This is a genomic window from Rhodococcus sp. Q1 (assembly GCF_004153645.1).
Lineage (GTDB): Bacteria > Actinomycetota > Actinomycetes > Mycobacteriales > Mycobacteriaceae > Rhodococcus > Rhodococcus gordoniae.
The window spans coordinates 341923-356491 of record NZ_SDMJ01000004.1; the positions used below are offsets into that span (position 1 = coordinate 341923).

Consider the following 14569-nt stretch of genomic DNA (forward strand, 5'->3'; position numbering starts at 1 on the left):
GCAGGAATGGTTGATTCGACGACTTCGGGACGGGTTCGTACGGTCTCCCGGTTACGACCGTTCGCCTCGACGATCTTCGCCGAGATGACCGAACTCGCCGTACGGCACGGCGCGATCAACCTCGGGCAGGGCTTTCCCGACGTCGACGGTCCGCCCGCGATGCTCGAGATCGCCCGTCGCGCTATCGCCGAAGGCGTCAACCAGTACCCGCCGGGGTCCGGCATGCCCGTGCTGCGCGAGGCCGTCGCCGCCGACCGCGCCGCGCGGTACGGCCTCCACCACGACCCCGGCTCCGAGGTACTCGTCACCGTCGGCGCCACCGAAGCGATCAGCGCCGCCATCCTCGGACTCGTCGAGCCCGGCGAGGAGGTGCTGCTCACGGAGCCGTACTACGACTCGTATGCCGCCGCGGTGGCTCTCGCCGGGGCGACGCGGCGTACCGTGCCGCTGACCCGTTCCGGGAACGGTTTCGTGCTCGACGTCGACGCCCTACGCGACGCCGTCACCGACCGGACCCGGATGCTGGTCGTCAACAGCCCGCACAATCCCACCGGCACCGTCTACGACCGTGAGGCGCTGACCGCTCTCGCCGAGTTGGCCTGCGAACGCGACCTGCTGGTGCTGTCCGACGAGGTGTACGAACATCTCGTCTTCGACGGTCGCGCGCACATTCCTCTCGCGTCGCTGCCGGGCATGGCCGGACGAACGGTCACGGTCTCGAGTGCCGCCAAGACGTTCAACGTCACGGGCTGGAAGATCGGGTGGGCGATCGGCCCGCGCGAACTGATCGACGGGGTACGTGCCGCGAAGCAGTTCATGACGTTCGTCGGAGGGGCGCCCTTCCAACCCGCGGTGGCGCACGCGCTGACGCACGAGCAGGAGTGGATCACGTCGATGCGCGACGACCTGGAGCGCAAACGAACCTTCCTGTCGCGTGCGCTCTCCGATGCCGGATTGCAGGTGTTCGACTCCGCCGGAACGTATTTCGTGTGCGCCGATCTGACATCTGTCGGCAGGTCGGATGCGGTCGCCTTCTGCCGGGAACTTCCCGGGCGGATCGGGGTGGCCGCTGTGCCGGTGAGTGTCTTCGTGGACGATACCGCCTCGTGGAATCACCTGGTGCGCTTCGCGTTCTGCAAGCGGGACGAGGTGCTCACCGAAGCGGTGGCACGCCTGAACGGATTGCAGGAGGCGCGCTAGATGTTGCGTCCGACCATTCCGTCCGACTTCGTCTCGCGAGCGGTACGGGTGGGAGCCGAGGAGGGCATCGATCTGCAGCCCGCTCTCGACGCGGCGCGCATCAGCCGTGCGGTGCTCACCCATCCCCATGCGCGCCTCACACCGGCGCAGGTCAGTCGCTTCACCCAGCTGGTCTGGCAGATCACCGACGACGAACTCTTCGGCATCGCAGCGGCACCCGTGCCTCGCGGCACCTTCCGGGTGATGTGCCTGACCCTCATCCACCGGCCCGATCTCGACCGCGCCCTGCGACGGATGATCGAGGTCAACCACGTCCTCCGTTCCCTGCCGCAACTGAGCCTCACCCCGGGCGGGTCCACCACCTTCCTGGAGGTGGAACTGCCGGAGGTCGTGGACGACAAGACCCGTGTGGTGGTCGATTTCCTGCTCATGCTGCTGCACCGTTTCGCGGCGTGGCTGGTGGGAGGCCGCGTCCCCCTCGAATCGGTGTTCCTGCCGTACACCGAACCCGATCCCGTCCTGGCCCGCAGTTACGACGCGATCTTCGGCGTGCCGGTGACCTTCGGCGCCGGACGCGCCGCGCTCCAGATCGACAACGCCGCACTGAAATCCCCACTCGTGCAGACGGAGGAATCACTCGAGGAGTATCTGCGGGATTCTCCGAACCTCATTCTGTCCGAACGTGATTACGAATCGACGGTCTCGACCCAGGTGCGGCGGATATTCGAGTCGGGCATCGAGGGACGGACGGCGACCGCCGAGGACATCGCCGGCAGGCTCGCGGTGAGCGCTCCCCACCTACGACGTCTGCTCCGTCAGGAGGGCACGTCGCTGGGGCAGTTGCGTGAGGAGGTTCTCCGCGACCTCGCGATCGCCGGGCTGAGACGCGGCGAAGCGGTCGACGACCTGTCTTCCCGGCTCGGTTTCTCCGAGCCGAGCGCCTTCCGGCGGGCATTCAAGAGATGGACCGGGAATACTCCTCGCTCATACCGCGAACACCGCTGACGGTTGCGGACGCCGACCGAGGCAGTGCGACCGGGTACCCGCACAGTCGCGGATCGAAACTCGATCGGACCAGCAGTTTTCGGTCGTGGATCGGAGAGTGGCCCAGGCCGGTGCCGGGCTTGCATTCGCGCATTTTCAGTGGGAACGTCGGAAGGGAACCGTCATCGACTGTCGAGAGGGTGATCTACGAGCTATGCGCACGATCGTTCGCGACGACTATCCGACCCGCGGTCGCACCGCCTGTGAGTCCGTCGAGAGGAAGGATCCCGTCGTCTGGGGTTCGGCAGCCGACGGACCGCTCGACGCGGAGGCAGTGGTCGAGTACGACCGCTGCGGATTCCACACCGCCGAAGGACTTCTCGCCGCGCACGACGTCGGGAACCTTCTGGAGGAGACTTCGCGCCTCGGCCGCGAGCTCGGTGACGACGACCGCGTGGTCCGCGAACAGGGCAGCGGCGACGTCCGCTCGGTCTTCGACGTGCACCGGCTCAGCGATCTCGTGGACTCCATCGTCCGCAGGCCCGAGATCGCCGGAATCGCACGGCAACTGCTGGGATCCGACGTGTACGTCCACCAGTCGCGGCTCAACGTCAAGCCCGGCTTCCGCGGCGGACCCTTCTACTGGCATTCGGACTTCGAGACGTGGCACGCAGAGGACGGCATGCCCAAGCCGCGCGCTCTGAGTATCTCGATAGCCCTCACCGAGAATTACGGCTACAACGGCGGTCTGATGATCATGCCGGGTTCGCACAGGACGTACGTCTCCTGTGCCGGTGAGACGCCCGACGACTACTACCGGGAGTCGCTGGTCACCCACGTTCCGCAGACGGGTTCGCCCGACGAGGACACCCTCACCCGCCTGGCGGCCGAGCACGGTATCGCGACCTTCACAGGTCCGGCCGGGTCGGCGACGGTCTTCGATTCGAACTGTATGCACGGTTCCAACGGAAACATCACACCGTTCCCGCGCTCGAATCTGTTCGTCGTGTTCAACAGCGTCGAGAACACGCTCGTCGAACCGTTCGCCGCATCGAAACCGCGGCCGTCCTATCTCGGCAGCCGCGACTTCACGCCTCTGCGGTGAACTGGGTGAACACACCTCGGGGGTGAGGCCGCCGCCGGTTGGCCGGGCCGTCCTGCAGCGTCCCGGCCGCAACCGGCGCACGGAGGCCTCGTCACACGGGGCCTGATCACATGGAGGCCTCGCGCCTTTTCACGTCGATCGGCATGGCGCGTCCACCGGAGCCGAAGATCGCTCGTCGGAGGGTGAATCTGCCCAGGTCGGGATCGTAGGGCCGGTATGCCGCATACACGAGGACGTGGAGACGTGACTGCAGACGGATGAGCCCGAGAATCTCCGGCGTCAGGCGGCCGTGCAGTTCGAAGGTGTCGATTCCCGATCGGATGTAGGCCGCGTACTCACGCGGCGGTGTGTAGGCCCGGCGCGGCGACAGATCGACGTACAGGTCGGTCAACTGGGCGATCTCGATGTCCGCCTTGCGCAGGCACAGCGCGAGATCCAGATCCTCGTGGATCCTCGGGTCCGTACTGACGACGTCCCGGACCTGCTCCCATGCGGATCGTCGCAGCGCCATGTTCGCGCCGTGCAGATTGTCGATCCGCCGTTCCCCACCGAACGTTCCCTGGGCCACCCGCTTGCCGACGTACCACTTCTTGAGCGCCCGGTAGGGAGAATCGTACGAGTTGTTCAACCCGCTGATCGCTCCCACTGCCGCAGTGTCTTCGCGCGCGAAGAAGGTGCGAACGGTACGTGCCCACTCCGGGCGAACCCGCGTGTCCGCGTCGATTCGTCCGATGAGATCCCCTGTCGCCGCATCGAATCCGGCATTGCGCGCGAATGCGACACCCGGCCGCTCCTCGACGATCCGGCGGACGAGCGGGTCGCCCGCGGCGACGGCATCGATGATCTGCGCGGTGCGGTCGGTGGAATTGTTGTCCACCACCAGGATTTCGTGTATCTCCGACCGCTGCGCGAGCAGTGCCGCCAGACACTGTCCGATATAGCGTTCCTCGTTGTGGGCCGGCACGACGATCGACAACCTGTTCGTAGCCATGGGGCGACGGTACCCGACGGGGCGGCGACCGGCGGAGTCGTCATCGCAGACGACTCCGCCGGTCCTTCCGGCCGCGGACGGAGAAGATTCAGCCGCGGCGGGTACGCACCGCCTGCGCGAGACGGTCGAGTTGCACCGCGGTGGTGTCCCAGTCGATGCACGCATCGGTGATCGACCTGCCGTAGTCGAGCTTGTCGGCCTCCCCGAGAGTCAGGTCCTGGCGACCCGACTCGATGAAGCTCTCGAGCATCAGGCCGACGATGCCCTTCTCGCCGGCCTCGATCCGCTCCGCGACATCGGTGACGACGTCGACCTGCTTGTTGTGGTCCTTCCGGCTGTTGCCGTGGCTGGCGTCGATGACGACACGCTCGGGCAATCCCGCCTTGCGCAGCCTGGCCATCGTGTCGGCGACGGTCTCGGCGTCGTAGTTCGGGCCCGCGCTGCCGCCGCGCAGGATGACGTGGCAGTCGGGGTTGCCGACGGTCTCGATCAGCGCGGCCTGGCCATCGAGGTCGGTGCCGGGGAAGACGTGGCTCGCCGCCGCGGCCCGGGTGCCGTCGACCGCGACCTGCACGTCGCCTTCGGTGGAGTTCTTGATACCGACGGGCATGGACAGCGCACTGCACAGCTGGCGGTGGACCTGGCTCGCGGCGGTGCGGGCACCGATGGCTCCGTAGGTGACCAGGTCGGCGTAGTACTGCGGGAGGATCGGGTCGAGGAACTCGCATCCGACGGGCAACCCGAGGCCGGAGACGTCGAGCAGCAGCTTGCGGCCGATGCGCAGGCCGGTGTTGATGTCGAAGGTGCCGTCGAGGTGCGGGTCGTTGAGCAGGCCCTTCCATCCGAGGGTGGTGCGCGGCTTCTCGAAGTACACCCGAATCACGACGTGCAGGTCGTCGCGCAGCTCCTCGGCCTTGGCGGCCAGACGGCGCGCGTAATCCATCGCGGCGGCGGGGTCGTGCACGGAGCAGGGACCGACCACGACGACGAGACGGTCGTCGGTGCCGTTCAGGATGTCGACGGTGCCTGCGCGGCCCGAGCGGACGGTTGCTGCAACGACGGCGTCAGGTGCGTACTCGGCACGGATCTCGGAGGGCGCGACGAGAGGGCTGACCTTGACGGTGCGCTGTTCGTCGAGATTCGACGTGGAGATTCCGGTGGTCGCGGTTCCGGTGGTGGGGCTCATCGATGGTTCCTGTTCTCGGTGGTTCGGATTCCGACCCGAGAGAACCTGCGATTCCGACGAGCCGGTCTGGATCCGGCTCGTAGGTGGAGAAGTCAGCGCGTGGTCACGCCGACCGACCCACCCCGGGCCGGCCTGCTAAACCAGAAATATGCACGCTGCATGACTCCGTACTGTACCAGGAGAGCCGAAGCCCATGTCGAACCGGCCACGTCCCCGGACCTTCTAGTGTTGTGAGCATGAGCAAGCCAGTCGTCCGCAGCCGACATGTCGCTCGTGTCGTCCGGTGTGCACCCCGCCGGGTCTACGAGTTCGCCGCGGATCCCGACAACCTGCCGAAGTGGGCCGCCGGTCTGGCCCGCAGCGAGGTGCGGCGCGTCGGCGACACCCTCGTCGCGGAGTCCCCGATGGGCGAAGTCACCGTGCGGTTCGTCGGCGCCAACGACTACGGGGTGCTCGACCACGAGGTGACGCTGCCGTCGGGGACGAGCGTGCACAACCCCATGCGGGTGCTCCCCCATCCGGACGGCGCCGAGATCGTATTCACCGTCCGCCAGATCGAACTGACCGACGACGAGTTCGACCGCGACACAGGCATGGTGGAAGAAGACCTCGCGCGACTCGCGGCGCTCCTCGAGTCGTAACTCTTCGGAACAGGAGAACGTGCATGGCTCGCAAGATCGCCACGAACACCCCGGTCGGAATCCGGGAGTTGCTGGATTTCGTCCGGCCCCGGCACCGGATGATCCTGATGACGCAGCGCGACGACGGCACTCCGCAGGCTTCCCCCGTCACCGGTGGCGTCGACGACAGCGGACGCATCGTGATCGCGACCTACCCGCAGCGTGCCAAGACCCGCAACGCCCGTATCCGTCCCGAGGTCGGCGTCGTCGTGCTGTCGGACGACTGGAACGACGCGTGGGTACAGATCGACGGAACCGCGGAGGTGATCGACGCCCGGGACGACGTCGAACCGTTCGTCGAGTACTTCCGCAACATCGCCGGTGAGCATTCGGACTGGGACGAGTACCGGCAGGCGATGCGCGATCAGGGCAAGTCGCTGATCCGGATCACCCCGGCCCGCTGGGGTCCGGTGGCCACGGGAGGGTTCCCACCCGAGCTGCCGTAGGCAGTTCACCGCCCCGCGTCGACCACGTGCCCCGCGATCCTGCGCAGGGGCACGTTGCGTTCCTGGGAGAGCTTCCGGAGCAAGGCGAAGGCATTGTCGGCGTCCACCGCGAAACGCTCCATGAGCATGCCCTTGGCCTGGCCGATGACATCGCGTGACGCGAGAGCGGTGCGCAACTGATCCTCCCGGCGGGAGGCGATCACCGCGAGCGCTGCGTGGGTCGCCAGGCTCGTGCCCACATCGATGCTGCGAGCGTCGAACGCTCCCTCACGAGAACTGTGCACGTGCAGGGCACCGTGGACGTCGTCGGTGTACAGGCACAGCACCAGCACTGATCCGACACCGACGGCCGATGATTCGGAAGAGAAAGCAGGCCAACGCCTCTCGCGTCGCATGTCGGGTACGAGCACCGTTGCCCGCTCCCGCATCGACTCCACGCAGGGTCCCTCGCCCGATTCCTGCTGCAGTGCGTCGATTCGCCTCGGGAACAGCCCGGTCGCAGCACGGGAATCGAAGCGGAGACCGGACGTACGCAACGCTATGCCGGCCTGCTCGGCACCCGGGATCAGGTCGACGGCCGCCGCGGTGATCACGCGCAGGGTGTCGTCGAGACAGGCACATTCGATTCGCATTCTGCGCGCCACATCGTCTATCCGACAACGCAATCGCCCTTCGGACGAATCTCCGTTCGTCCGCTCTGCGTTGCCGGTCTCCCCCAATGCCACGCCACATACTTGCATCGACGCGTCGGAACGCCGAAAGTCCCTAGCACGAGAGGTACGTCGCCCCCTCACCCACCGGACGCGTCCGGAAGGCCTACCGCCACGGCACCCGTTCCGGCTCGCGCAGGATCCGTCGTGCCGTGGACATCCGGTGCACCTCGTCGGGGCCGTCGTAGATGCGGGCGTAGCGCGCCCGGCGGTACATCCCTTCGAGCGGGGTGTCGGCGGTGAGGCCGAGCGCCCCGTGCACCTGGATCGCACGGTCGACCACATCGTGCAGCATCTGCGCGCCGCGGAACTTGGCGAGCCCGATCCGGACGCGGGCGTCCTCTCCCGAGTCCATGACCCGCGCGGCGTCCAGGGTCATCAGCCTGGCCGCCTGGATGTCGGCGGCGGATTCGGCGATGTAGCGCTGGATCTCACCTTTCTCGGCGAGCAGCGACCCGTGGGCGAAACGGGCGTCGGCGCGGGCACACATGAGTTCGAAGGCTCGTTGCGCCTGACCGAGCCAGCGCATGCAGTGGAAGATGCGCCCCGGCCCGAGCCGGTCCTGCGCGACGACGAAACCGTTGCCGCGTTCGCCGAGCACGCTCTCCTCGGGAACCCGCACACCGGTGTACCGCACCTCGTAGTGATCGCTCGGGTCGTGCCCCATCGTGGGGATCGCACGGACGATCTCGAGTCCGGGCGTGTCGATGGGCACGATGATCGCGCTGATACTGCGGTGCAGCGGCGTCGACTCGGGTTCGGTCCGGGCGAAGACCGTGCAGTACCCGGCCTGCGCGGCACCGGTGGTGAACCACTTGTGCCCGTCGATCACCCATTCACCGTTCTCGAGCCGCGCGGTGGTCTGCACGAGTACCGGGTCGGAACCCGCCACTTCGGGCTCGGTCATGCCGACGGAGGGCAGGATGTCGCCGGAGACGAGACCCGGGATCCAGCGCTCGCGTTGTTCGGCGGTGCCGTGTCGCTGGATCATCAGTGCGTCCTGCATGGACACCGACCCGACCGCGAGTTGTCCGTACTCGGAGCGGCCGATGATCTCGTTGAGGTAGACGAAGTCGAGGAAGGAAACCCCGCCACCGCCCATCTCCGCGGGATGCCCCAGAGCCCACAACCCCAGCTCCTTCGCCCCGGCCTTCAGGCCGGTGAGGGCCTCGGCGGCCGTGTCGTCGTGTCGGCTCAGGACCGGTTCGAGAGGAATCACCTCGTCGTCGATGAACGAACGCATGCGGGTGCACAGCTCGGCCACCCGTCCTCGGGGCCGGTTCCCAGTCATGCCCGCCAATGTATCGGCACACACGTCCACCCACAGAGCGTTCCGTCCGCTCCGGGTGTGGAAACCCGCCCGCCGGGGCATTCTGGGGCGAGTCCATCCTGCGACGCGACGAGCACGGAGGTGCCATGCCGGATCCTTCCGACCGAGTGCCGGAATACGAACACACCGAAGACGGTCATCTCGTCGAGAGCCGGGCCGAGGACTTCGCCCACGCGCGCAGCCTGCCCGTCGACCCGGACTGGTTCAAGACCGCGGTCTTCTACGAGGTCCTCGCCCGCGCTTTCAACGACTCGAACAACGACGGCACCGGCGACCTGCGGGGCCTGACCGAAAAGCTCGACTACATCGCGTGGCTCGGTGCCGACTGCATCTGGCTGCCGCCCTTCTACGATTCGCCGCTCCGGGACGGCGGTTACGACATCCGCGACTTCCGTGCTGTGCTACCGGAATTCGGCACGGTCGAAGATTTCGTGCTCTTCCTCGACGAGGCGCACAAGCGCGGCATCCGCGTCATCACCGACCTCGTCATGAACCACACCTCCGACACGCACGCATGGTTCCAGGAATCGCGGAGCGACCCCGACGGGCCGTACGGCGACTTCTACGTATGGTCGGACGTCGACGACCGGTACCAGGAAGCCCGCATCATCTTCGTCGACACCGAGACGTCCAACTGGACGTGGGATCCGGTGCGCAAGCAGTACTACTGGCACCGGTTCTTCTCGCATCAACCCGACCTGAACTACGACAACCCCGAGGTGCAGGACGCGATGCTCGACGTCCTGCGTTTCTGGCTCGATCTCGGCATCGACGGGTTCCGGCTCGACGCGGTCCCCTATCTCTTCGAACGGGAAGGGACCAACTGCGAGAACCTCCCCGAGACGCACGCCTTCCTGAAGAAGTGCCGCTCGGTGATCGACGCCGAGTATCCCGGTCGGGTGATGCTCGCCGAGGCGAACCAGTGGCCCACCGACGTCGTCGAGTACTTCGGCGAACCCGAGATCGGCGACGAGTGCCACATGGCCTTCCATTTCCCGCTGATGCCGCGCATCTTCATGGCGGTGCGGCGGCAGAATCGTTTCCCGATCTCCGAGATCCTCGCCCAGACCCCGCCGATCCCGAAGACCGCCCAGTGGGGCATCTTCCTCCGCAACCACGACGAGCTGACCCTCGAGATGGTGACGGACGAAGAACGCGACTACATGTACGCCGAGTACGTCACCGATCCGCGGATGCGCGCCAACATCGGGATCCGCCGTCGTCTGGCCCCGTTGCTCGAGAACGACCGGAACCAGCTCGAACTCTTCACCGCTCTGCTGCTGAGCCTGCCCGGCTCCCCCGTCCTGTACTACGGCGACGAGATCGGCATGGGCGACAACATCTGGCTCGGCGACCGCGACGCGGTGCGGACCCCGATGCAGTGGACTCCCGACCGCAATGCCGGATTCTCGCGCGCCGACCCGGCGCGGCTGTATCTGCCGGTCATCATGGATCCCACTTACGGATACCAGGCGGTGAACGTCGAATCGCAGATGAATTCGACGAACTCTCTGCTGCACTGGACGCGGCGGATGATCCAGGTCCGCAAGCAGCATCCGGCCTTCGGCAAGGCCTCGTTCACCGAACTCGGCAGCGCCAACCCCGCGATCCTGTCCTATCTGCGCGAGATGTCGCCGAGCCCGGAACGCAATTACAGCGACGTCATCCTGTGCGTGAACAACTTGTCGCGTTATCCCCAGGCGGTCGTGCTGGACCTGTCGCGCTTCGCCGGGTGGATCCCGGTGGAGTTGACCGGTTCCGTTCCGTTCCCGCCGATCACGGAGGAGGGTTACATGATCACCCTGCCCGGTCACGGATTCTTCTGGTTCGCCCTGCAGCCCGATCCGTCGAAGGAGGGGCCGGGCGAGCACCCGGTGAGCAGCGAAGCGGAAGCGGCGGTACAACCGTGATGACCAACACCGAACTCTATCCGGACGAGCGGCTCGTCGAGGACCTGCGCGAGTGGATGCCACACCAGCGATGGTTCGCGGCCAAGGGTCACACCATCACCGGGATCAGCGTCGTCCTGCGCCATCCGCTCGTCGAGGAACCCGGTTTCGGGGCCGACCATCTGCTCGTGAAGGTCTCGTTCGAGTCGACGGCGGACCAGATCTACCAGGTGCCGCTGGGTTTCCGTTCCCATCTCCCCGAGGAACTGCAGTCGTGGAGCGTGGTCGGTCCCGACGACTCCCACGACCACGGCCTGCACGTCTACGACGGCCTTCGCGATCAGGAGATCCTCGACCGGTACTCCCGCAGTCTGGCGAGCGGCACCCCCGCCGGTCCGGTGGATCTCCACAACGTGCCGGGTTCGGTCATCGAACAGGGACTGCGGGGCCGCGCGCTGAGCGCGGAACAGTCCAACACCTCCGTGGTCCTCGGAGAGAAGTTGCTGCTCAAGATGTTCCGGCGCGTGACGCTCGGTATCAACCCGGACGTCGAGCTGCCGCTCGCACTGGGCGAGGACGGTTGCCGGTCGATCGCACCGATCCGGGCGTGGATCGACGCGGAGGTCGACGGGGTCCGCACCACGCTGGCGATGGTGCAGGACTTCGCGGCGAATTCGGCAGACGGCTGGTCGATGGCGCTCGGCAGCGTCCGGGATCTGCTCATCGAAGGGGACCTGCGTGCCGACGAGGTGGGCACCGACTTCGCCGGCGAATCCCACCGCATCGGTGCGGCGGTCGCGGATGTGCACGCCCACCTCGGCTCCGCGCTCGGCACCGACGAGCGCGCCGCCTCCGAACTGGCCGAGGGCATGCTCCACCGGCTCGAGGGTGCGACGGCCGAGGTCCCCGAGCTCGCCGACCTCACCGAGGCGATCCGCGCACGATTCGAGGAGGTCGCGGCGCTGGGGCAGATTCCGGTGCACCGCATCCACGGCGACCTGCACCTCGGTCAGGTGTTGCGCACCCCCGAGCGCTGGCTGCTCATCGACTTCGAAGGGGAGCCGGCGAAGTCCCTCGAGGAGCGCCGCAAGCCCGACAGCCCGTTCCGGGACGTGGCGGGGATGCTGCGGTCGTTCGATTACGCCGCGCATCATTCGGTCCGCGAATCCGAACAGGGCACGGCGGTGGAGTCGCAGCGGGAGTTCCGGGCACGGGAATGGGCCGAACGCAATTGCGCCGCCTTCTGCGACGGTTACGCGGCCGCCTCGGGAACGGATCCGCGGGACGCCGACGTCCTGTTGCGCGGGTACGAGCTCGACAAGGCGGTCTACGAAGTGGTCTACGAGGCGCGGCACCGTCCCTCGTGGTTGCACCTGCCGCTCGAGGCGATCCGTCGCCTCACCACCGGCTGACCGCCGCCCGAACGCCGGGAATGCAGGAAGGGGAGAGATGCCGTGGCATCTCTCCCCTTCCTCGTCCCGCAGGTCAGCTCACCTGGAGCAGCAGTTCGTCGTCGACGACGTCCGCCGTGACCCGGTTGCCCTCGGCGAGTGCGTCGTCGAGCAGCATGTCGGCGATGCGATCGTCGACCACCCGGGAGATCGAGCGGCGCAACGGGCGGGCACCGAACTCGGGCTGGTGACCGTTGCGGGCGATCCACGCCACCGCGTCGGAAGTGAACTCGAGATCGATCCCCTTGCTCTGCAGACGCTTCCGGCTGTCGGCGAGCAACAGCTCGGTGATCCGATGCAGCTGGTCGTCGTCGAGCTTGCGGAACATCACGATCTCGTCGATGCGGTTGAGGAACTCCGGCCGCATCGATTCGCGCAGCCGTCCCATGACCCGGTCGCGCAACGGCTTCTCGGCCGCCTCGGCGTCGCCGGTGGTGAAGCCGAGCGCGCCACCGCGACTCGAGATGATGTCCGAACCGAGGTTGCTGGTCATGATGACGACGGTGTTGGTGAAGTCCACCGTGCGTCCCTCACCGTCGGTGAGGCGACCGTCGTCGAGGACCTGCAGCAACGTGTTGAACACGTCCGGGTGCGCCTTCTCGATCTCGTCGAGCAGCACCACCGAATAGGGGTGGCGACGCACCTGTTCGGTGAGCTGCCCGGCCTCGCCGTAGCCGACGTAACCGGGAGGGGCACCGACGAGACGGCTCACGGTGTGGCGTTCGCCGAACTCGCTCATGTCGATGCGCAGCATGGTGCGCTCGTCGCCGAAGAGGACCTCGGCGAGCGCCTTCGCGAGCTCGGTCTTGCCGACGCCGGTGGGACCGAGGAACAGGAAGCTGCCCACCGGACGACGCGGGTCGCTCATGCCGGAGCGGCTGCGCCGCACGGCGCGTGCCACGGCGTGCACGGCTTCGTCCTGCCCGACGACGCGCTTGTGCAGCTCGTCCTCGAGAGTGCGCAGCCTCTCCTTCTCCGCGCGGGTCATCTGCGAGGCCGGGACACCGGTGGCCCGCGAGACGATCTCGGCGATCAGTTCCGGATCGACGGTGGGAGTTTCCTCGCCGGTTCCGTCGCCGCTGTCGATCCGTGCCTGGAGACGGAGGATCTCGTCGCGGATGCGCGAGGCCTCCTCGTACTGCTCGGCTTCGACGGCCCGGTCCTTCTCCGCTTCGAGTTCGCCCAGCCGCGAACGCAGTTCGGTCACATCCGTGCGGGGGGTCCGCAGGCGCAGTCGTGCACCGGCCTGGTCGACGAGGTCGATCGCCTTGTCCGGCAGGTGCCGGTCGGGCAGGTACCGCATCGACAGGTCGACGGCCGCTTCGAGCGCTTCGTCGGTATACCGGACCTTGTGGAACTCGGCGTACCGATCGGCGAGACCCTTCAGGATCGCGACGGCGTCGTCGCGTGCGGGCTCGTCGACCGTGACCGGCTGGAAACGACGTTCGAGTGCCGGATCCTTCTCGATGTGCTTGCGGTACTCGTCGAGGGTGGTCGCACCGACGACGTGCAGTTCACCGCGGGCGAGCTTCGGCTTGAGGATGTTCGCCGCGTCCATCGCGCCCTCGTTGCCGGCGCCCGCACCGACGACGGTGTGGATCTCGTCGATGAAGACGATGAGCCTGCCCTGCTGGGCGACGATCTCGTCGAGCGCCGTGGTGAGGCGTTCCTCGAAGTCGCCGCGGTAGCGGGTTCCGGCGACCATCGCGGTCAGGTCGAGCTGGACGATGCGCTTGTCCTGCAGGACCTCCGGGACGGCGCCGTCGACGATGCGCTGGGCGAGCCCTTCGACGATGGCCGTCTTGCCGACACCGGCTTCACCGACGAGCACCGGGTTGTTCTTGGTACGCCGGGCGAGGATCTCGATCGTCTGCTCGATCTCGTCGGCGCGGCCGATGACGGGGTCGATGCCGCCGCCCCGGGCCCGTTCGGTGAGGTCGACGCCGAACTTGTCGAGCGTCGGCGTGGACGTCTCCTCGGCGACGGGAGCCGTGGGGACGGGCTGCAGCGCGGTCTGCAACGCCTGCGGTGTCACGCCCAGCGACGCCAGCAGGCGTCCGGGAGCACGGGTCTGGTCGGCCGCGAGCGTGAAGAACAGGTGCTCGGGGTCGATGTAGGTGGAGCCGAGCGCACGCGAGAGCTGGTGCGCTTCGAGGAGTGCGGTCTTCACGGCACCGGTCAGTGCGGGTGCGGAGACGGCCTCACCGGGGCGGCTCTGCGGCAGCCGCTGGTCGACGGCCGCAGCGACGTCGGCGGGGTCGGCCCCGGCGCGGGTCATGACCGTGCGGGACGGATCCTGCTCCGCCATCGCGCGGAGGAGGTGCAGCACGTCGAGTTCCGCGTCACCACGGTCGGTGGCGTAACGCGCCGCGTGGGCGAGGAGGTCCTGGGTGCCGCGGCTCATGAAACGCGTGATGTCGATTCGGCCGGGGCCACCAGGTCCGAAGAATGCCGGCATTCCGAAGCCTTTCTGTCGAACTTGAGCCATTCTCACTCAACTAACGTGCCCGGCTGCCGTGCAATTCCCATGCGTGAATGATCTGGATCACACATCCGGTTGGGGCCATCAATATTGTGCACAACATAACGGTGCACTA

The 14569-nt window shown here is 67.1% G+C and carries 12 protein-coding genes; 7 read left to right on the forward strand and 5 right to left on the reverse strand.

Translation table 11 applies throughout. The features are described 5' to 3' along the window. The first annotated feature begins 6 nt into the window (after positions 1–6). The 3 genes from EQ874_RS13905 (at position 7) to thpD (ending at position 3289) form a co-directional block, all read left to right on the forward strand. Complete coding sequence (locus EQ874_RS13905) at positions 7–1200, forward strand: pyridoxal phosphate-dependent aminotransferase (RefSeq protein WP_129977131.1); 1194 nt, start codon at positions 7–9, stop codon at positions 1198–1200. After that, the gene (locus EQ874_RS13910) at positions 1201–2205 is read left to right on the forward strand and encodes an AraC family transcriptional regulator (RefSeq protein ID WP_016932397.1); all 1005 of its coding nucleotides are present in this window, start codon (positions 1201–1203) and stop codon (positions 2203–2205) included. It begins immediately after the preceding gene. Between the two features lie 193 nt (positions 2206–2398). Continuing rightward, positions 2399–3289: an ectoine hydroxylase gene (thpD, locus tag EQ874_RS13915; RefSeq protein WP_129977132.1), complete on the forward strand. Its 891-nt coding sequence runs from the start codon at positions 2399–2401 to the stop codon at positions 3287–3289. A 106-nt stretch (positions 3290–3395) separates the two neighbouring features. Here thpD and EQ874_RS13920 read toward each other — a convergent pair whose 3' ends face one another. Both EQ874_RS13920 and EQ874_RS13925 read right to left on the reverse strand, forming a co-directional pair. Then, positions 3396–4280 (reverse strand): glycosyltransferase family 2 protein, encoded by an 885-nt coding sequence (locus tag EQ874_RS13920; RefSeq protein WP_129977133.1) that lies wholly within the window; start codon positions 4278–4280, stop codon positions 3396–3398. Between the two features lie 88 nt (positions 4281–4368). Continuing rightward, a complete protein-coding gene (locus EQ874_RS13925; RefSeq protein WP_129977134.1) occupies positions 4369–5466 on the reverse strand; it encodes a 3-deoxy-7-phosphoheptulonate synthase in 1098 nt (365 codons plus the stop codon). Between the two features lie 236 nt (positions 5467–5702). Between EQ874_RS13925 and EQ874_RS13930 the strand changes: the two genes are divergently transcribed. Together EQ874_RS13930 and EQ874_RS13935 are read left to right on the forward strand one after the other, a co-directional pair. Next, positions 5703–6107: an SRPBCC family protein gene (locus EQ874_RS13930; protein ID WP_129977135.1), complete on the forward strand. Its 405-nt coding sequence runs from the start codon at positions 5703–5705 to the stop codon at positions 6105–6107. Positions 6108–6130: 23 nt separating this feature from the next. Next, positions 6131–6592, forward strand: coding sequence for a PPOX class F420-dependent oxidoreductase (locus tag EQ874_RS13935; protein ID WP_129977136.1), 462 nt, complete (start codon positions 6131–6133; stop codon positions 6590–6592). A 5-nt stretch (positions 6593–6597) separates the two neighbouring features. Here EQ874_RS13935 and EQ874_RS13940 read toward each other — a convergent pair whose 3' ends face one another. Both EQ874_RS13940 and EQ874_RS13945 read right to left on the reverse strand, forming a co-directional pair. Then, positions 6598–7224, reverse strand: coding sequence for a GAF and ANTAR domain-containing protein (locus EQ874_RS13940; RefSeq protein WP_016934134.1), 627 nt, complete (start codon positions 7222–7224; stop codon positions 6598–6600). 184 nt (positions 7225–7408) lie between these two features. After that, on the reverse strand, positions 7409–8593 hold the full coding sequence (locus tag EQ874_RS13945) for an acyl-CoA dehydrogenase family protein (RefSeq protein ID WP_207213545.1): 1185 nt from the start codon (positions 8591–8593) through the stop codon (positions 7409–7411). Between the two features lie 125 nt (positions 8594–8718). Between EQ874_RS13945 and treS the strand changes: the two genes are divergently transcribed. Together treS and EQ874_RS13955 are read left to right on the forward strand one after the other, a co-directional pair. After that, positions 8719–10542: a maltose alpha-D-glucosyltransferase gene (gene treS / locus EQ874_RS13950; protein WP_129977137.1), complete on the forward strand. Its 1824-nt coding sequence runs from the start codon at positions 8719–8721 to the stop codon at positions 10540–10542. Beyond that, a complete protein-coding gene (locus tag EQ874_RS13955; protein WP_129977138.1) occupies positions 10542–11933 on the forward strand; it encodes a hypothetical protein in 1392 nt (463 codons plus the stop codon). The genes treS and EQ874_RS13955 overlap by 1 nt, the downstream gene beginning before the upstream one ends. A 73-nt stretch (positions 11934–12006) precedes the next feature. Here EQ874_RS13955 and EQ874_RS13960 read toward each other — a convergent pair whose 3' ends face one another. Then, positions 12007–14430: an ATP-dependent Clp protease ATP-binding subunit gene (locus EQ874_RS13960; RefSeq protein WP_129977139.1), complete on the reverse strand. Its 2424-nt coding sequence runs from the start codon at positions 14428–14430 to the stop codon at positions 12007–12009. Between the last annotated feature and the right edge of the window lie 139 nt (positions 14431–14569).